The sequence below is a fragment of the Nostoc sp. DedSLP04 genome (genome assembly GCF_034530775.1).
Classification (GTDB): domain Bacteria; phylum Cyanobacteriota; class Cyanobacteriia; order Cyanobacteriales; family Nostocaceae; genus Nostoc.
Genome location: NZ_JAVRCL010000099.1, coordinates 1 through 19,182, shown reverse-complemented (window position 1 = coordinate 19,182; position 19,182 = coordinate 1). Strand labels below are relative to the sequence as shown.

At 40.9% G+C, this 19,182-nt stretch carries 15 protein-coding genes; 8 read left to right on the top strand and 7 right to left on the bottom strand.

The annotated features are described in order from the left end of the window. Positions 1–350: 350 nt before the first annotated feature. Both RMX89_RS32815 and RMX89_RS32810 read left to right on the top strand, forming a co-directional pair. Entirely contained in the window at positions 351–833 is a 483-nt protein-coding gene (locus RMX89_RS32815; RefSeq protein WP_322675472.1) for a YbjN domain-containing protein, read from the top strand. 690 nt (positions 834–1,523) lie between these two features. Further along, positions 1,524–1,874 (top strand): hypothetical protein, encoded by a 351-nt coding sequence (locus RMX89_RS32810; RefSeq protein ID WP_322691900.1) that lies wholly within the window; start codon positions 1,524–1,526, stop codon positions 1,872–1,874. A 65-nt stretch (positions 1,875–1,939) separates the two neighbouring features. On the opposite strand, the gene RMX89_RS32805 is transcribed toward RMX89_RS32810, so the two are convergent. After that, positions 1,940–2,950, bottom strand: a complete 1,011-nt coding sequence (locus tag RMX89_RS32805) for a cyanophycin synthetase (RefSeq protein ID WP_322691899.1) — start codon at positions 2,948–2,950, stop codon at positions 1,940–1,942. 618 nt (positions 2,951–3,568) lie between these two features. Between RMX89_RS32805 and RMX89_RS32800 the strand changes: the two genes are divergently transcribed. The 3 genes from RMX89_RS32800 to RMX89_RS32790 all read left to right on the top strand — a co-directional run bounded on the left by RMX89_RS32800 (position 3,569) and on the right by RMX89_RS32790 (position 9,618). Next, positions 3,569–3,805, top strand: a complete 237-nt coding sequence (locus RMX89_RS32800) for a hypothetical protein (RefSeq protein ID WP_322675469.1) — start codon at positions 3,569–3,571, stop codon at positions 3,803–3,805. Positions 3,806–4,411: 606 nt separating this feature from the next. Continuing rightward, complete coding sequence (locus tag RMX89_RS32795) at positions 4,412–8,653, top strand: PAS domain S-box protein (RefSeq protein ID WP_322691898.1); 4,242 nt, start codon at positions 4,412–4,414, stop codon at positions 8,651–8,653. Beyond that, the gene (locus RMX89_RS32790; RefSeq protein WP_322691897.1) at positions 8,650–9,618 is read left to right on the top strand and encodes a PleD family two-component system response regulator; all 969 of its coding nucleotides are present in this window, start codon (positions 8,650–8,652) and stop codon (positions 9,616–9,618) included. Before RMX89_RS32795 ends, RMX89_RS32790 begins: the two co-directional genes overlap by 4 nt. Here the strand turns inward: RMX89_RS32790 and RMX89_RS32785 are convergent. From RMX89_RS32785 to RMX89_RS32775, 3 genes are all read right to left on the bottom strand, one after another. Then, positions 9,521–9,913 (bottom strand): helix-turn-helix transcriptional regulator, encoded by a 393-nt coding sequence (locus RMX89_RS32785; RefSeq protein ID WP_322691896.1) that lies wholly within the window; start codon positions 9,911–9,913, stop codon positions 9,521–9,523. The two genes, RMX89_RS32790 and RMX89_RS32785, sit on opposite strands and share 98 nt — an antisense overlap. Before the next feature lie 57 nt (positions 9,914–9,970). Beyond that, complete coding sequence (locus RMX89_RS32780; RefSeq protein ID WP_322691895.1) at positions 9,971–10,237, bottom strand: killer suppression protein HigA; 267 nt, start codon at positions 10,235–10,237, stop codon at positions 9,971–9,973. Positions 10,238–10,325: 88 nt separating this feature from the next. Continuing rightward, positions 10,326–11,462, bottom strand: a complete 1,137-nt coding sequence (locus tag RMX89_RS32775) for a cob(I)yrinic acid a,c-diamide adenosyltransferase (protein ID WP_322691894.1) — start codon at positions 11,460–11,462, stop codon at positions 10,326–10,328. Positions 11,463–11,827: 365 nt separating this feature from the next. Between RMX89_RS32775 and fraC the strand changes: the two genes are divergently transcribed. From fraC to RMX89_RS32760, 3 genes are all read left to right on the top strand, one after another. Then, positions 11,828–12,367 carry a filament integrity protein FraC gene (fraC, locus tag RMX89_RS32770; protein ID WP_322691893.1) on the top strand — a complete coding sequence of 180 codons (540 nt, stop codon included), beginning with the start codon at positions 11,828–11,830 and terminating at the stop codon, positions 12,365–12,367. A 60-nt stretch (positions 12,368–12,427) separates the two neighbouring features. Beyond that, complete coding sequence (gene fraD, locus RMX89_RS32765; RefSeq protein ID WP_322691892.1) at positions 12,428–13,435, top strand: septal junction protein FraD; 1,008 nt, start codon at positions 12,428–12,430, stop codon at positions 13,433–13,435. Positions 13,436–13,627: 192 nt separating this feature from the next. Continuing rightward, positions 13,628–14,407, top strand: a complete 780-nt coding sequence (locus RMX89_RS32760; RefSeq protein WP_322691891.1) for an ABC transporter permease — start codon at positions 13,628–13,630, stop codon at positions 14,405–14,407. 130 nt (positions 14,408–14,537) lie between these two features. On the opposite strand, the gene RMX89_RS32755 is transcribed toward RMX89_RS32760, so the two are convergent. The 3 genes from RMX89_RS32755 to RMX89_RS32745 form a co-directional block, all read right to left on the bottom strand. Continuing rightward, the gene (locus tag RMX89_RS32755) at positions 14,538–14,933 is read right to left on the bottom strand and encodes a hypothetical protein (protein ID WP_322675462.1); all 396 of its coding nucleotides are present in this window, start codon (positions 14,931–14,933) and stop codon (positions 14,538–14,540) included. 289 nt (positions 14,934–15,222) lie between these two features. Then, entirely contained in the window at positions 15,223–18,636 is a 3,414-nt protein-coding gene (locus RMX89_RS32750; protein ID WP_322691890.1) for a hypothetical protein, read from the bottom strand. Between the two features lie 43 nt (positions 18,637–18,679). Beyond that, on the bottom strand, positions 18,680–18,922 hold the full coding sequence (locus RMX89_RS32745; protein ID WP_322691889.1) for a hypothetical protein: 243 nt from the start codon (positions 18,920–18,922) through the stop codon (positions 18,680–18,682). Positions 18,923–19,182: the final 260 nt, after the last annotated feature.

Sequence of the window (19,182 nt, the reverse complement as noted above, 5' to 3'; positions counted from 1 at the left end):
TGGGGACTGGGGACTGGGGACTGGGGACTGGGGACTGGGGACTGGGGACTGGGGGAAGAGATATTTTTATTGTTCCTTGTGAGTTCCACTCATGAAGTCTCTTGCAAAAATATATTTTTGCACTCTTAGGGAAAAAGAAAAAGGTTAAAGGGAAAGGATTTTGAGTTTCTTTTCCCTTTCCCCTTTGCCCCGACAAATGCCAAGAAGTCTATTCTCATTTTTGCAAAATAGTACCAGATGGTAGCGGGAAGAACCATGCAATCAGTAGGGGCAATTCATGGATTGCCCTTACAACTACGTCTACAAGTTATAAAGTATGTGTAGAGCGAGTATGTTGAGAAAAAATCTGTATGACCAGCTACCCAGAAACCCTAACTAGTAATAACGAATCCGTTAATGCTTTAATCGGCGAGACGACGAGCATTAACCATCTTGAGGTAATTGAAAATGTCATCGACTCTTTGGAACAAGATGATAGTGCGATGGTTAGCCACACTCCAGAGGGTGGTTATCTCTGGAAGTTTAAGTATGGAAGCGTGGAAGTATTTGTCCAACTCAACGGGACAACCGATGAAGACACAATAACAGTTTGGTCTGCGGTGCTAAATTTACCTGCCAAAGATGAACCTAAGTTGATGCGGTATCTTTTGGAGTTGAACTGCTCTAGTACTTTTGAAGCGCGTTTCGGTATTATTGAAAACCGAGTGGTTGTAATATCGACACGCACCTTAGCAGAGTTATCTCCTGGCGAAGTGTCTCGGCTAATTACCATTGTGGCAACGATCGCTGATAATAACGATGAAGCCTTACAATCTGAATTTGGTGCGGCTTAAGGAATTTTAGATTTTGATTGGGCTATTGCTACATCCGATGTATAGCAATCCGGTTTGGGGAAATCTGCAAAGACTTTTTTCTGTGTACCAATTAAAAAGCGCCTGGGAGTGTTGCCGTGTTTCCACCCCAGGCGCTTTTTATTTTTAACTTGCTCCTCACACAATTAGATAGTATCACTGCTTCAATCAAAAGGCCAGTCTAGTAAGTGACACTTTTAGAACTGACTGCCAATTTAATTTGGGTTTATATTCCTTTGACTTGACTTTATCTGCATTTTGGGTGCGATCGCTCAAATTATGGCAGTTTGCTTGACAGACGCGATCGCATCCAAGTTATGTGTTGGCTTACTGATTTCATTACACAGCCGCTTTATTGGTAATCACCAGCCCTCAAAAGGTGAGTTAGAGAGGATCTAGGCTTTACAAGTCGTAACATAACTAATTAAATAATTATTAAAGATATATGCATCCTTTAATTAATGCCTGAAACTTTTTAGTAATCAATCAAACTCTTAAATAAATATTAGCACTCAATGCTTGTAAGTGCTAATTTATAGCTGAAGTTTAACGCCTATGATATAGACCAAAACTGCACTTTCTGTAGATGCTTTAGTTCCTTTCCAGATATTATTTTAGAAATAGAAAAAACTAAATATTTCCTGTAAGTAATATAAAATTGGGAGTAGTGACATGAAATACACTTTTGATATTGTAGGAATATCTCCACTTTTGCAGTTTTTTAATCAGCAACAACAAAACGGGCAAAAACTACCCCACCAAGGTGTGGAATACTTGGGAATGCATACGTGTACGCTAGATACGTTTTTAGAATCGGTAGAATCAGTTCCAGCAAAGTGGGATTGGAATTTGGATCAAGTGGTAGATACTGTGATTAAGTTTTGGTTGAATAACTCAGACAGCATTCGTTATTGGAAAGTGCGTTTAAATGATGCTGGTAAAGATAATTTACTAGTCACAAGGTTGGCGGATATAACCGCCTTACAAGCTGAATTTGAATCCCTACTAAATAAGGAGTGGTGAAGAAATCGTTAGAATTGAAAAAGAATTCAGGACGGGAGCAACCTCTGCTTCGCCTCCAGTCAAAATCAATTATTTACTCTTTTATTCTCGTTTTCAAGTATTTTGAGAACTTGGAGATATAAATTTTCGACTCTTTTTGTCTGAACTTCACCAAATGACGCATAGTGAGTTAAGCTAGGAGCGCCATTTACTTCAATAATTGTATAATCTTCCATTGGTGAGGTTATATCACTAGCAAGAATATCCACACCTGATAATCTCAACTCCATATCTTTTGTAATATTTACTGCTAATTTTTTAAAATCAGGATGGATATTGTCAGTGAAATCTATTGCCTCACCTCCAGTTGATAAATTTGCATTATCTAAAAGATAAACTATATTATTCTTAGGTATAACATTACTAAAATTTAGCTTCTGTCTTCGCAAGTTTTTTTGGATTCTGTAATCTTCAAAATCTATAATTTCTTGTCTACCATTTTTGATAAAAGTTTCCTGCTTCTGTTGCATAAGTTGCAAAACAGTAGATTGACCATCTCCAACGATCGATAAAGGAATTCTTTGATATGCCGAAATTACTCGATCGTCAAGTACTACGATTCTATAATCATTGCCACTATAGAATCGCTCAACAATAAATCCTGAGATTTTTTGCAAGATTTTCTTAGCTACTTGATAATATTCTTGTTTATTGTAAACCTTGGTAACAAACATTCCTTGGCTAAGATTAATCGGCTTGACAATTACAGGAAATCCCAACTCCTGAGCATAATAAAATCCTGCATCTATATTTCTAGAATTAGCTATCTCTTCGCATAATTCGTCACTAAAAAACGTTTTTCCTTCAGTAACCTTATAGCCAAATTTATTCAAAAAAAAGTTTGAAACTGCTTTGTCTTTAGCAATTGCCACTGAGCCAAAAGAATTAATACTAAACCTGGTATTACGAAAAAAGGTTTTATTGCCGTTTTTAAATGTAATCAATCCCATAAAAGTGCATTCTGGGTCTATTAAAACTACTGCTTCTATTTCCTCTGCTATTTTTTGAATTATTGATGTTAAAAATGGTGTTTTCATTATCGATAACCATAATTTCGTCGAAAAGATTTTAACTATTTTGTGACAATTAGTCAAGAATTGTCAATTTCAACAATTGCACTATGCTTTGTCCCTAAAACTCTAGTCAAAAGCTGAAGGAAAATTCATTTTTGAATATTTCAATAAACTCTGAAAATTTAATTATTCTCAACTAACTATAAAAAATGTAAATGCCTGCAATGTAGCTTTACTAATCAGACTATAGAAAAATTAAGAGTGTGTACGTGCTGATTAATTCTATGTATATTATTTATTTTCTCTTCAGTTTCTAAATAGTATGTTTTCAGACCTGAATGTTTGTTTTAGCACTGATGCGGACTTTACTTATGTGTATACATACAAATAATGCAAACCTAATAATTCTCAAACTTTCTGCTAGAACATTGTTGTGTCGTGGAAACAATTGCAACTTAAGGCTTTGAGAGCCATTGCCACCTGAAAATTTGAACTTGATTGGTCTAAAATATAGGCTTCAGTGTTGACAATTTATTAATAATCGAATAACAAGGTGGCAGCAGCATTAAAAAAAGCGTTGGTGCATTCCTACCTAGAAACTAATTAACGCCCTTCATTAAACTTCATACGGTTAACATAATTATGCCAGAAAATACGGATAACAAAACTTCCCAATCAGACAATCAAACTCTTGCGTATAAAGAACGCCTCAATTCTTGGGCGATCGCTCGTCAACTTCCTAATACGCAACGGGAGATTGTTGCTCGCTTCCGCAGCCGTTCTGATGCCGATGGCTATATGCGACACCTTCCTCAAGAAATACCAGATGCTTCCTACATGGTTGTTTTTGATTGTCAACGCCAAGAAGCTGCAATTTAAAGTACAAGCGAATGGCATTAACCCTTGTTTTTAATCCAATATGCTTGGCTTAAGGGTTATTGGTCTTTCAAGACGCGATAAATCAAGACGCGATAAATCGCGTCTCTACAATCTGGTTTTGAATTTTCATTACCCTTTTGTTGCGATCGCAGGCGTAGTCTACTTAAAATTTGCGCGAACCACTATATTTAATTTGCTCTCCAGCAAGAGGCTTAGATCCCCGACTTACTTCAAGAAGTTGGGGATCTTTTGGTTTCTAGTACCTTCTACCATCTCAATTAACATCAGGCTGTACTACTGAAAATTAGCAGTTCTCATACGAATTTTCGGTGAAGCTGCACATTGTTTTGGCCCCTGCCAACCTTACCAAGGAGATGTGCCGCAGGTGGTGGGATTTTTTACTATGCGTATTCATAAATAAAATAATTGGTATCAAAACAAGTGTAATTATAATTAGAAATGATTAAACTTTTCGTAAAATACATAAACATATTGATATATTAACTAAAAATAAATTCCGTAAATTCCCCCTTGTTGTTGGTATTTTAGATTACTTAAAAGTAAAAGTTAGTGCAATAAGCCCTGAAAATTCTAGAGAGTTAATAAGTGGAAAAACAGCACCTATATAACTGGTTCAAAGCTGTGAGATTTTTTCGTCAACAAGAATTACTTGCCCTGTTGCTGGGGATTTTCTTCTCAATCTCTGTATTCCTACTCTGGCAGAGACTTTTAATCCAAAATCCGGGATTATCAACACAAGTAGAATTGATTGCAGGGTTATTAGTTATTGTCACGCTAACATTATCAATTTATTTTGCCTTGGCAATGAAAGTAAGAAATCAACAAATAACAGCAATCAATCAGGAGTTAACTCACAGGATTTTTGAACAGAAACAGGTAGAAATTGCCCTAAGCGCCAGTGAAAATCGTTTGCGACAGTTGGTGGAAACTGTCAAAGTCATCCCTTGGGAATTAGACTTGAAAACTTGGCGATTTATTTATGTTGGGCCACAAGCGGTAGACTTGCTAAATTATCCGATCGCAGAGTGGTACGAGGAAAATTTTTGGGTTAATCATCTGCATCCAGATGACAAGAAAAATTCTGTTCGTTTTTGTCAAGAAGCAACTGCTAGGTGCGAAAATCACGAATTGGAATATCGGATGTTAGCTGCTGATGGGCGAGTTGTTTGGCTGCGAGACATTGTTAGTGTCGTTGAGGAAGCCGGAACTGCGATCGGGCTGAGGGGATTTATGTTTGACATTACTGATTTAAAGCTGGTTGAAGAAACCTTGAGGCTGAGGGAGAGGGCACTTGCCGCTACCAGTAATGGAATTATGATTGCCGATGCCAAAATCGCCTACAATCCCATTATTTACGTTAACCCTGCCTTTGAGCAAATAACAGGCTACAGTGTTACTGATGTAATTGGGCAAAACTGTCGATTTTTGCAACGCACAGATACCCAGCAACCAGCACTTAATGAATTGCGCTCATCTATTCAAGCTGGAAGAAGTTGCAAAGTTGTTCTCCGCAACTATCGCAAAGATGATACTTTGTTTTGGAATGAATTGAGTATTTCTCCGATTCATGATGACAATGGTGAGTTAAGCCACTTCATTGGCATTCAGAGAGATATTAGCGATGTCTACAAAGAGCTTTGCTTACGCAAGCAAGCCGAAGCCAATCTACGTCGGCAAGCTCTCACCTTTGAAAATATGCATGATGGCGTAATTATCACAGATTTAACCGGAAGTATTATTGACTGGAATCCTGCTGCCGAAGGTATGTTTGGCTATACCAAAGCCGAGATTTTAGCTCAACATCCCAGTATTTTGCATCAGCCGGAAGTAGCCGCAACATTAAGCGCCGAAATTTTGTCAACAGTCAACCAGCAAGGACGCTGGTCAGGGGAAATACACTTTATTCGCAAAGATGGCAGTGAGGGAATTTGCGAAACAACCGTAGTCGCTTTACAGGATGAACAGGGGGAAACTGTTGCCACTGTTGGCATCAATCATGACATTACTGAAAACAAACGAGCTAAAGAGGCACTGCAAAGGCAATTACATCGCACCTTACTACTTGAAAAAATTACTCAGGAAATTCGTCAAAGTCTTGATACCAAAAAAATTTTTGAGACAGCTGCTACCCAAATTGGACAAACATTTGCTGCCGATCGCTGCCTGATTCACTCTTACATTAGTAACCCCACACCGCAAATTCCCCTAGTAGCAGAATATAATACACTCCCTGGTTACTGCTCTGTATTGAAATTGGAAGTTCCCATGACTAACAATCCCCATGTCGAGCAGATGATGACCCAAGAAAGTGCGATCGCTTCTCCAAATGTGTACGTTGAGCCTTTACTGGAAATGGTTCAGCCTATCTGTCGAGAAATTGGGCTGAAGTCTATGCTGTCAATCCGCACTTCCTATCAAGGAGAACCCAACGGAGCGATCGGTTTACATCAGTGCAGCTATTTTCGCCAATGGACACAAGACGAAATCGAATTACTAGAAGCTGTGGCGGCTCAACTGGGTATTGCTCTAGCACATGCTCACTTACTGGAACAAGAAACACGCCAACGTGAAGAACTTACCTTGAAAAACTTTGCCTTGGAGCAGGCAAAACGTCAAGCAGAAGCCGCAAATCGGGCAAAAAGTGAGTTTTTGGCAATGATGAGCCATGAAATTCGGACTCCAATGAATGCTGTTATTGCCATGACAGGTCTATTGCTGGATACTGACCTTACACCTCAACAGCAAGACTTTCTGGAAATAGTTCACAGTAGCGGAGATACTTTACTCACCATCATCAACGATATTCTAGATTTCTCCAAAATTGAATCGGGCAAACTAGAATTAGAAGAACAGCCTTTTAGTTTAAGAGCTTGTGTGGAGGAGGCTATTTCCTTTTTAGCTCCGAAAGCTGCCCAAAAGGATATCGAACTAGTTTATCTGATCCAGCCCCAAGTTCCCATTGAGATCGTCGGTGATTTGACTCGTCTGCGCCAAGTTTTGATGAATCTTCTCAATAATGCGATCAAGTTTACCGAAACCGGAGAAGTATTACTCTCTGTTGAACTGGGGATTGGGGACTGGCGAGCAGGGGAGCAGGGGAGTAGGGGAGCAGGGGAGCAGAAAAGAAGAAGTAGCAGTAAGTCTTTCCCTTCTGCCCCTATGCTCCTCTGCCCCTCTGCCTCTTATGCCCAATCCCCGATACCTGTTGAAAAAGAGCAACTTCTCTACGAAATTCAATTTGCAATCAAAGATACAGGTATTGGTATCGCACCAGAGAAAATAGAGCGATTATTTCAACCTTTCACTCAGGCTGATGTCTCCATGACTCGACGATACGGTGGCACAGGGCTAGGATTGGCGATTAGTAAGCGGCTCAGTAAGATGATGGGCGGCACTCTTTGGGTAGAAAGCCAGGGGTTTGTTGGTGGTAATTCTAGCCCTAGATGGGATAAGAGAAAATTATTATCATTTCCTGACTCTTCACCAGGTTCAACATTTTACTTCACCATTATTACCAAAGTGGCTGCTCAATCAGAACAAGCTGAATTAAGCACTTCAACCCTGCTTGCATCCAAGCGACTATTGATTGTGGATGATAATTTAACCAATCGCCAAATTCTTAGCTTGCAAGCTGAGTCTTGGAAGATGGAAACTTATGCTGCCAAATCTGGAAAAGAAGCTTTAGTTAAACTTGCTCAGGGAACACAGTTTGATATAGCTATTTTAGATATGCAGATGCCGGAAATGGATGGCATAACTCTAGCTCGTCAAATCCGCAAGCAATCTGGTTGTCAAAATCTGCCTTTGATAATTATGACCTCTTTAGCGAAAGTAGAAACTTTTTCTGATTTTAATGATGTCCAGTTTGCTGCTTCTTTGAGTAAACCCATTAAACACTCTCAACTCTACGATGTTATAACTCGTGTTTTGGGAAATCAGCCGATCCTCGGCAGTATTTCTCATTTTCCCTTGGTAGATCGGCATTTAGGCCATCGGCTGCCACTGCGAATTCTTCTGGCAGAGGACACGGTTGTTAATCAGAAAGTTGCTCTATTGATGCTACAGAAAATAGGTTATGGCGCAGAGGTCGTCAGCAATGGGCTAGAAGCGATCGCAGCTCTGCAAAAACAGCGATTTGACGTAGTGTTGATGGATGTTCATATGCCCAAAATGGATGGGTTAGAAGCAACTCGAAAAATCTGTCAAGAATGGGAGGTGGGTTTTCGTCCTTATATCATCGCCATAACTGCCAATGCCATGCGGGGCGATCGCCAACTTTGTCTTGCTGCTGGTATGGATGACTACATTAGCAAACCTATTCAACTACAAGAGTTAGCTCAGGCACTCAGCAAATGTCCACCCCAAAGAAATTTTAAATTCACTTCCATCGAACAACAAGGGGAAGTAATGGGTCTAGAATTGCAACCTTCGTCAAATATCTTACAGTCAGGGCAAAACCAAATATTAAAAAGTACCAAAATTGATGCCAAAATCCTGCAATCCTTGCAGCTTATGCTTAGAGGAGATCGTGTGGCATTTACTGAACTAATTGAGTGTTATCTTACAGAGACAGCCAGACTAGTGCAACATATCAGCACAGCGATCGCAACTCAGGATATCCAGACTATATGGCAGACAGCACACAAACTCAAGTCCAGCAGTGCTTCTATTGGAGCGATCGCTTTGGCACACCTTTGCAAGGTGTTAGAAGTACAAGCACGCAGCAGTAACTTAGAAAACAATTTAGAATTACTTTCACTACTGTATCAGGAATATGAACAAGTTAAAACTGCCTTAGAAAAAGAACTCGCGAAGGAAGCACCATGAAAGCCACTGCTCAAGAAAGCCAATCTTTAGTTTTAATTGTTGATGATGAACCTTTTATTCGCATGATACTGCGGCATTTCTTAGAGCGGGAAGGCTATCAAATAGTGGAAGCTCAAAATGGCATAGAGGCAATAAATCTTTTTAACCGATTGCACCCTGATATAGTACTCCTTGATGCCATAATGCCGGATATGGATGGATTCGAGTGTTGTACTCAGTTGGAACTTTTGGATTGTAACAAGTATACTCCAGTTTTAATGATTACAGGACTTGAAGATCAAGAGTCAGTTGACCGTGCATTTGCAGTGGGAGCAATGGATTTTGTTACCAAACCGATTCACTGGCCAGTTTTGCGACAACGGGTAAAACGCTTGATTCAGCAATCTCAGTTACAGCAAAAACTGGAAGCCGTGAATCTGGAATTGCAGCGATTAGTTACTATCGATGGATTAACTCAAGTAGCTAATCGCCGACGGTTTGAAGAGTATTTTTCCCAAGAGTGGCAGCGTCTAAAACGCGAGCAACGTCCGCTTTCTCTGATTCTTTGCGATGTTGATTTTTTCAAATTATATAATGATACCTATGGTCATCGGGTAGGCGATCGCTGTCTTCAGAAAATTGCCCAAGCTATCAAAGATATTATTAAACGTCCCGGAGATTTAGTTGCCCGTTATGGTGGGGAAGAATTTGCTGTGATTTTACCGAACACAGACACCGAAGGGGCGACTCATGTTGCCGACCAAATTTGTCGTGCTGTCCAAACATTAGCAATTCCTCATCAAAAATCCCAAGTTAGTTCTCATGTAACTATTAGTGTTGGGTTTACAACAGAAATTCCTCAGCCAGATTCTGACTTAGAAGAAATGATTACCGCAGCCGATCGGGCGTTATATCAAGCAAAGGCAGCAGGACGCGATCGCTTTGTGCAAAATATTTTACTACCCAGAAGTAAAAATTCCTGCTAGTTGTCCACTCCTTTAAGCGGTTTTCTTCTTCTATCCGTACTAAACCGGCGCGATATTGGGCTTCGCGATTGAGCCAAAATGCTGTTGTACTCCCTAAAACTCGTTCTAGCTTTAAGGCTGTTTCTTCATTGATAGGTGCTTTGCCATTGATAAGTAGGCTTATATGTTTCGTAGTGTAGCCTAATCGCTCTGCTAACTGTACTTGTGTCCAATCACGCTCTTCTAATATATCAGCGATGGTATCACCGGGAGGAGATACCCAATCTGGAGTAAAGGTACGGGTTGTCTCAATCATGGTAATCTCCAATTGAATTCAATACAAACAGCAGTAACTTTTGACCAATCAATGATTTCATCCTCGGTAAGGGGGATGGGGTCGAAATCTTGGCTTAAATACAAGTCGTTTACCACCTTCTAGGTCTACTGCAAATTCACCTGCACGATCTCCTTTTAAGGGATGGGGACGACCTGCACATAATTCCTTGACACAGCTAACAGCGGCAAGGTCAGCCAATCGGGTTATCAATTTTTTAGCACAGTTTGCACCCAATTTTCTTTGCGCTACGTCTTGTTGTTCGCATAGATTTTGCAGTTTACGGTCAGCGAAAGTGATTTCCATGCGTTACTAGACTAATATAAGTTTACCAAAATGGTAAATAAATTTGTTTTTTCTAGAAAATCTAGCATATGAACTAACTCAGCAATGCCTAAAAATCTACACCTCGTTTAAGTTCTACGCCTTGATTAGCATAGTGTTTGTGGCAATAAACCTCTGAGTGGACGCTAGCTAAATCAAAGTACGCGGGTGGATTTTGGCAACGGCCAGTGATAATAATTTCGGTATCGCGGGGTTTGCGGAGTAAAGCTTGGACAATGGGTTCTACGGGGAGTAATTCTAAGTCAACGGTGGGATTGAGTTCATCAAGAATAATAGTTTTATACAATCCAGAGGCGATCGCAACTTTTGCAATTTCCCAACCTCGTTCGGCTTCTACATAATCTAATTCTTGTCGGGAATTTCGCCAGACGATCGCATCTCCACCGCAACGCTGATGATCCACCACTTCTGGATATGACTGCTGCAAAGCGGCGATCGCGGCGTCTTCTGTGTAGCCGCTACCACCTTTAAGCCACTGCATAATCAATACACGGGTAGACCCTGGATGGTTAATTCCTCTACCAATCGCCTGCAAAGCTTTGCCCAAAGCACTAGTAGACTTACCTTTACCAGCACCAGTATAAATTTCAATCCCTTCCAGGAAGAGAGCTTTGGCTGTTGGGTGGTGATGAGGTTTCATTTCTGAGTGCAAATCTGCAATATCGAGCAATTTTTGCGGTGCGGCGCGTCCAGTGGCAATGATTTCCAACTCTTGGGGTTTAGATTTTAATGTCTTTACGACTTCATCCACTGGTAGCAAACCCAAATCCAGAACTGGGTTAATTTCATCTAAGACGACAACTGAATATAAACCACTAGCGATCGCACCTTTGGCGACATCCCAACCTCGCATTGCTTCATCTCGGTCAAAAGTGGTAATTTTCTCATGTCCAAAAAATTCCGCTCTCCCAGTGCGAACCTGGTCAATTAAATGGGGAAACCCGCGTTGTAAAGCTGCGATCGCGCCATCTTCGTCATAATCACGTTCTGGCCCTTTTAAAAATCGCAGCAGTAAAACACGATTAGAATTGCTAGGCGTATTTATTCCCAAGCCAATGGAGCGCAAAACCACTCCCAAAGCCGCTTGAGATTTACCTTTACCCAGACCATCGTAAACGTGAATTTGACCAATAAGCCGTTCTTGACGCACTTGCGCCGTCCGAATCCCAATACCGTTCCTTGTCATCTCTGGAAAAGCTATAACTATGGCAGTCTTTAATCTTACCTAACCTCTTGTACTCTCAGGTAGAGAAACTGCCCCTCTAACGCCTTTGTACAAGGGTTAGTTCGCTCTATTAACAATATCAATAGACCGGAAAGCAAAAGTTACTTTTGCTTTCCGGTTGGGGAAAGGTTAAAGGGGAAGGAATAATTCCATACCTTTACCCTTTACCCCTTACCCCTTACCTTTTTCCCCACTTCTGGAAGAAGTCTAATAGAGGAATACTGGCACACTCGCATAGTAAAGGACAAGAACAATGGGATAATTTCCCCCATCACCCTTACTATCCCAGTTATACTCACTACAGTTAACCCTTACCCGTAACCTTTATGCCTGATAATTGGATGCTTCCCAGGATTTTTCCCATTGGTGGATTTCTGTTTGACTTTTTATTTGTACTGATTGCTATCCCCATCGAAGCTTATGTTTTGCATTCTCGACTAAAATTTGACAAAAAAACCAGTACTTTTTATGCAATTTCTATCAATCTGTTTTCTAGCGTAATTGGTTGGTTCATATTTTTTGTATCAGAACCAATGTTGCCAATACAAATAAAATCAGAATTAATTAACTATATGTTTTTTAATAATTTCAAATCGGCGAACACACAGCCTTTAATTATTTTAACTGCTTGTATAATTTTTTTTACTACGTTTTTGATGAAATTTTTCATTTTAAGGGTCTTATTATTCTCATTAAATGAATCATTTGCGACCAAGGAAGAGGAACCTAAAACATCCCAGCGCTTGCAACGGCGTCGTTTTACAACCCTTAATTTCCAAAATACTAATTTAGTTACTACTATACTAATAGCAAATTCTCTGAGCTATACTGCAATAACTATTATTTTATTATTTCGTTCAAAATAGTAATAAACTACTTGTTTATTTCAGAGGAAAAATATTGATTAATCAGGTGTACGGAGGAATATGAATACGCTACTAAAAGATGCCTTTGGGGCTTTTAAATTTGTTGAAGGGCTTTATGCGGGAATTAGAAAAATATTAATTCCACCCAAAGCTTATTCTTGGCAGACATTTATTTATTTAAGTATTTTTTCTTGGATACTTTCATATTGTGCCACAGGTTATATCAAAGATGTAATTGCCTTTTTCGGTTGGTTATTTTTAATTGCCGGCACAGCTTGGTATACAACTGAAGATCCTTTGAGGGTTCCTGGTACTTTTATGCCAGTCGGAGCAGTAATCACTGGATTCTTAGTGAGTGTTTTTGCATTTGGAGATCAACGAGATATAATTACACCCAGAACAATCGTTTTTTGGCCGACAATTTCAGCACTAATTACGGCAATACCAGAGTTTATCGAAGGAAATGATACCGATGCAAAAGCTCGCATTCCTAAACCACAAGATCGCCAAAGAATCATAATTTTAGTTGCTAGTAGTATGTTGCTAAGTTGCTGGATTCAGTTTCACTTTGTGACGGATAATTGGTTACGACAATATCCCAGTTTGCAGGCAGATACTTTTAAACATAGTACCTTTGTTCCTAGAACAGAAGAATTAGTAAAAATTCCCAAAAACGGCGTTATCATTCTCCAGAGACTTCAACCAATAGTAGTAGAGCAAATAGCCCAAAAACCTTGGTCAGAAGTAGAAAAATGGTTGCTAGATGCAAAACAGCGGGTAGGAAATCTGGGCAGGGAAATCATTAAAAAGAACCTGAGTAAATATGAAGAGAAAGAACTATGGCGCGTTGAACCGCGTGTAGCTAATACTAAGTCTGGATATATATTAGATTTATTAAGTATTTGGATAGGCCCGAGTTCTAACCCACGGGGCTATTACTTAAAAAAATCTTGTCGCATTGAACCAGTTGCAGCAACCAATAATTCCGAGAATAAGATTACAGTTGCAGAAATCGAATGCGATCGCGCCAGTAAATTAATTTCTGGTTCACCACCTCCACAGCAGTGACGAGTGGGGCAGAGGGGCAGAGGAGCAGGAGAGGCAGAGGAGCAGGGGAAGCAGAGGAGCAGGGGAGGCAGGGGAGGCAGAGGAGCAGGGGAAGCAGAGGGGAGAATAATAATTTCTGACAAATGACAAATGACCAATGACCAATGACAAATGACCAATGACAAATGACAAATGACCAATGACAAATGACAAATGACTATTAACAGAATTTTTGTATTGGCAAAGAATGTGTTTCAGGAAGTGGTACGCGATCGCATTCTATATATTATTGGTTTTTATGCGCTAGTACTCGCTACTGCCTTCCGCGTCCTTCCTGAATTTGCAGCTACGGCTGAAGATAAAATGTTTTTAGACTTTGGGATGGCGGCGATGAATGCCATCGGGTTAATTATTACGATATTTATTGGTACGGGACTAATTAATAAGGAAATTGAAAAACGCACTATTTTAGTATTAATTGCTAAACCCGTTAGTCGCAGCGAAATTATCGTCGGCAAATACTTGGGTTTATCCGCAGTTCTAGCTGTACTTGTTGCCACGATGACAGTAATTTATCTGGTATTTCTGCAAATTGGTAGTATTCCTCATCCTACGGCAAGCATTCTAATTGCTGGAATTTTCTTATTTTTGCAGTTGTCATTAATTACTGCCGTGGCTATTACCTTTGGTGTTTTTACTGCTTCTCTGCTAGCGACTGTTTTAACCTTTGCAGTATATTTAATCGGAAATATTACTCAAGATTTAGTACAACTTGGTCGTCTGAGCCGTAACCCTGGTATGGAACGTCTAACTCAAGCTTTGTTTCTTTTCTTACCAGATTTATCTCGATTAGATTTGAAAAATGATGCCGTTTATGGTCTGCAAGCACTACCTGACACTACTGCACTGATTATGAATGCTGGTTATGGCTTACTTTATAGTGCCATGTTGTTAGCGATCGCTATTTTGATCTTTTCACAACGCGAATTTTAGACATTGGGCATTGGGCATTGGGCACAAGAGGCAGAGGAGCAGAGGGGCAGAGGAGCACAGGGGAAAGACTTAGTGCAACTTCTCCCCTGCTCCCCTGCTCCTGGCTATCCAAACTGTATTGTTTACACATCTACAAGGGTTGAGTGCCTTGGCTAGATGCTTTTTGTGCAATAGTTTTCAAGCGAGTTGCTCTGCTTTTACGGATACGTTCACTTTTGCGAACTCCACCAGCCATCTCATATTCGCGGCTATCTTTGCCATATTTAAAGCCGATTCCCATGAGCATTTTTTCGGAGAAACCACCCAAGGTTTGTTCTAACTCTTCAATTTCTACTTTGGAAGAGTCAATCGTGCTGAGAGCAGTATTATGAGCTTCTAACTTGCTGCGTAATTGCTCAATTAGTTCTGTCAGTATTTTTAAATTACAAGTCTCTCCAAGATCCAGATTGGCATCAATTGCTTTGAGTCCAGCAAATCTTAACTCAGCATTTTCTAGAACGCGGGATGTACGTTTTCTCAAAGACATAAATTTAGTTACTTGTAATATTTATACAGTTACTATGCCCCATTAAAAATCTATTCTGGTTCAGCAAATTCCACAAATAATGATACTTTTATGAAATAGATACTGGTAAATTCTCTTAATTTAACTGAGTCCGATCAACCTCTCCCTCCCAACCTCCCTCTCCCACAGGGAAAGGGAGGAGCAACGATAAATTAGGGTTTTGGCTTCCCTCTCTGTGTCAAAGAGGGGTTGGGGGAGAGGTCAAAAAAGGGCTTGTTGAAGTCACGTTATGTTTACCTGAAAATAGCATTTAAACTTGCACAATAAAATCTGATGCACTTAGAGTTGGCGCACCAATCAGATTTGCAAATAGACCTCCACTACCAAAACCAGCCGCACTGCCATTTTGGTTGTAAAATAACTGTCCATTCACAGCGTCGTAGATAATTTTCGCTGTGCTAGTTTCCCCATTAGAAATGATTTGAAAATCACTCTTGTTACTAAAACCTGTTCCAGCAGTTGAAGTAATAGCACTAAAGGTAATTTTATCTAGGACAATCCGATCGCCTTGGGAACTGTTAAAGTCACTAATGGTATCTACACCAACAGCAGTCGCGCCAAAAACTGCATCAGTGTTGTAAACGAAACAGTCCGCGCCAGCACCGCCGACAAGAGTATCATTACCATCACCGCCGACGAGAGTATCATTACCATCACCGCCTCGCAATAGATCGTTACCACTCAAGCCATAGATAATGTCATTATCCCCCTGAGCATTAATCACATCGTTAGAGTTTTCAAAACCTGTGATGCTGTTATTTAGGTCATTGAGGAATGTGACTGTGTTTTTGTTAAACAGGCTAGCTTGAGTAGAGTTGGCATTGAAGACATCAAAGCTGTCGGTGATGTTGGTTTGCCCATCAAATAGGATATTGCCAATCGCAGGTGTTGCTCCAGAAGCAGGCAGATTATCGAGGCTTTCTAATTTGAAGTTTTGCAGAGTGACTTTGGTAGATGCCACATTTTCAAAGGTAACTTCTAAGTTGTTAGCATTTTGAGTTAATTGCAGATTTTGGGCAGTTAAACCCGAACCGATAAATTGTAAGGTGTCCAAAGAAGCGATCGCTGCCGACGTTGGGGTTGTGCCTTTACCAATGCCACTAAAATCGGTAATGGTGTCATTGCCATCACCAGGGTGAAACACAAATGTATCTTGACGGCTGTTGCCCGCCAGGGTATCATCACCAGGAGTTACGGTCGAGTTAAGGGTGTCGTCACTATTTATATTCGTCCTCCCAAACACCACATAGCTTTGCCCAGCACCATTTTTGCCGTTGGGATCGGCATCAGTTGCCCCAAGAATCAGGTCGTCAATGCCATCGTTGTTAATGTCCCCCGCATTGCTAACTGAGTAGCCTGATAAGTCATTTGCTTCTATGCCGTTGATTATAAAGCCATTAGTGCCATTCAGGTCAGACAGGTTAAGGGTGCCGCTACTGCCTATATTCGTTCCCCCAAAGACTACATAGCTTTGCCCAGCAGAATTTTTGCCGTTGGCGGTGGCATCAGATTCCCCAATAATCAGGTCGTCGATGCCATCGTTATTAATGTCCCCCGCTTTGCTGACTGAATAGCTTGAAGAGTCACCTTTTGCAATGACGTTAATTAAAAAGCCGTTAGTGCCATTCAAATCAGAGAGGTTGAGGGTGCCGCCACTGCCCAGATTCCTTCCCCCAAATACTATATAGCTTTGCCCAACAAAATCTTTGCCGTTGCGGGAAGCATATTTTGACGAAATAATCAGGTCGTCAATGCCATCGTTATTGATGTCCCCTGCATCGCTGACAAAGGAGCCTGAGTTGCTATCTTCTGCAATGCCGTTAATTATAAAGCCATTATTACCATTCAAATCAGAGAGGTTAAGGGTGCCGCCACTGCCCAGATTCGTTCCCCCAAACACTACATAGCTTTGCCCAGGATCATAATTATAACTTTCAGGGTAGAACTTTCGTGACCCAATAATCAGGTCGTCAATGCCATCGTTGTTGATGTCCCCTGCATTGCTAACTGAGTAGCCTAAGTGGCCATTTTCTACAACGCCGTTAATCGCGAAGCCGTTAGTGCCATCTAGGGAAGAAACGTCAAGGGTACCGCCCCTGCCCAGATTCGTTCTCCCAAACACTACATAGCTTTGCCCAGCTTCATATTTGACGTTGGGGGAGGTAACTGCTCCAATAATCAGGTCATCAATGCCATCATTGTTGATGTCCCCCGCATTGCTGACTGACTTGCCTGAGAAGTCGATTCCTGTAATGCCGTTAATGAAAAAGCCATTAGTACCATCCAGAGAAGAGAGGTTGAGGCTGCCGTTACTGCCCAGATTCGTCCCCCCAAACACCACATAGCTTTGCCCAAGATAAGATTTGCCATCCGAATTGGCACTTGGTCCCCAAATAATCAGGTCGTCGATGCCATCGTTGTTGATATCCCCCGCATTGCTGACTGAGCCGTTTAAGAATACACCTTCTTCTACGCCGTTAATCAAAAAGCCATTAGTGCCATTCAAATCAGAGAGGTTGAAGGTGCCGCCACTAGCCAGATTTGTCCCCCCAAACACTACATAGCTTTGCCAAACAGAATCTTTGTCGTAGGGGGAGACACTAGGTGCCCCAATAATCAGGTCGTCAATGCCATCGTTGTTGATGTCCCCTGCATTGCTGACTAAATAGCCTGAAGAGTCACGTGCCGCAATGCCGTTAATTATAAAGCCATTCGTGCCATTCAAGTCAGAGAGGTTGAAGAAAGGGTCAGCACCCGCACTACCGACAAGGGTATCATTGCCTGCACCACCGACAAGGGTATCATTGCCCGCACCACCTCTGAGTATGTCATTGCCATTTTTACCGTCGATGATGTCGTCACCCCCCTGACCATTAACCACATCAGCAGAGTTGTCAAAACCTGTGATGTTATTGTTAAGGTCATTGAGGAAAGTCACCGTGTTCTTGTTGAATAGCGAAGTTTGAGTGGAGTTAGCATCGAACACATCAAAGCTGTCGGCGATGTTGGTTTGCCCATCAAATAGGATATTGCCAAGTGCAGGTTGTGAACCGCTTTCTGGGAGATTATCCAGGTTTTCTAGTTTAAAGTTTTGCAAAGTGACTTTGGTAAAAGCCACTTTTTCAAAAGTCACTTCTAAATTGTTACCATTTTGAGTTAATTGCAGATTTTGGGCAGTTAAACCCGAACCTTTAAATTGTAAGGTGTCAACATTGGCGATCGCCGCCGATGTTGGGGTTGTGTTTTTACCAATGCCACCAAAATCGGCGATAGTGTCATCGCCATCGCCAAGGCGAAACAAAAATTTATCTTCACCGCCATTGCCTTTTATGGTGTCGTCACCAGTTAACCCATTAATGATGTTGTTGCTAGGTGTACCAAATAAGTTATCTGCATCGGCAGTTCCAGTCAGGTTGCGAGAAGTGTTGCTAGTCGCAATATTTGTCCCCCCAAACACCACATAGCTTTGCCCAGCCTGAGAGATGCCGTTGGGATTGGCATAAGGTGCCCCAATAATCAGGTCGTCAATGCCATCGTTGTTGATGTCTCCCGCATTGCTGACTGAAAAGCCTAACTGGTCATATTCTGCAATGCCGTTAATTATAAAGCCATTAGTGCCATTCAAAGAAGCGAGGTTCAGCAGGTTGAATAATGAATTAGCCATGATTTTCTCCTGTGTTTATTTCTTGTTAGTCAGCGAGTGAACTTTAAGGTTCTACGCTTGAACAACAAATTTGGGCTTTATCATTCTTAAATTGACACCAATGGGCAGTGCCGTGCCCTACACCCCTCGGTATAATGTGTACCGCATTAGAATGGGAACAGCTATATCTAATTTTAATTACAATTTGAGCATTGCTAACTACAGAAGAAGCTGTGTTAACTACAGCTTGAGCATTGCTAACTACAGAAGAAGCTGTGTTAACTACAGCTTGAGCATTCATAACCACAAAAGAAGTCGTATTAACTACAGCTTAAGGATTACTTATCATATGAGGAATATTTATAATTAATCCTTGAGCTGTATTAACTAAGGCTTCAAGACTTCTCGGTTTGTGCATTTTTAATTCAGAATTGGGTTTTGGGAAAAGGGTAAAGGTTATAAGGTTTTTTCTTTCCCTTTCCTCTTCCCCTTATAGCGGTTCTCAATTGCATCTGGAGTTTAGACTAAAAGCGATATGAGAGAACGCAAATCAAAAGGAATTAGAGG